Origin of the sequence: Pedobacter heparinus (assembly GCF_032678725.1) — a bacterium.
Taxonomy (GTDB): domain Bacteria; phylum Bacteroidota; class Bacteroidia; order Sphingobacteriales; family Sphingobacteriaceae; genus Pedobacter; species Pedobacter heparinus_A.
Genome location: NZ_JAVTSC010000052.1, coordinates 1 through 648, shown reverse-complemented (window position 1 = coordinate 648; position 648 = coordinate 1). Strand labels below are relative to the sequence as shown.

General features: G+C 44.0%; 1 pseudogene. It reads left to right on the top strand.

Features of this window, described 5'->3' with window-relative positions:
- Positions 1 to 648, top strand: a pseudogene (locus R2Q85_RS24565) (TonB-dependent receptor); the annotation flags it as partial.

Below are 648 nucleotides of genomic sequence, written 5' to 3'. Positions count from 1 at the left end.
AAAAGTTTGGGCCGGCGAACTCATGTTTAAAGATCTGAATGGCGATGGGAAGATTGACTCAGATGATAAAGCGTATACTGGTTACGGTCAGATTCCGGAGAAGATATTTGGCATTAACCTGAATATGGATTATAAGAATTTTTATTTGAATACGTTCTGGCAAGGTGCATCAAACGTGGTCATTAACCCTACTGCCGGGATGCGGCTTGAATATGCCGGTTATGGATACAATGTTCAGGAGTTCCATAAGGAAGACCGTTGGGTATATGACCCTTCCCGCGGACTAGATACCCGGGCAACAGCAAAATATCCCTTATTAATGCTTGGGGGAGCACCCCAAACCAGGGAGCTTTCTACCTTTCATGTGCTGAATGGAGAGTATTTACGTTTGAAAGCAGCTGAATTTGGATATACTTTTCCTAAATCGCTTACCACAAAGCTTCATGTAGCAGACCTGAGGGTGTTTGTGAGTGGTTCAAATCTGCTGACTTTCTCTCATCTAAAGAGATATCACATCGATCCTGAGTATCTTGGGAACAATATACCGGGTCAGATGGTTGCTGGTCAGGGTGAGGCCAATGGGCTTGGATCCGGAGCGTGGTCTCCGCAAAATAAATTTTATGCCTTTGGGCTTAACGTTACTTTTTA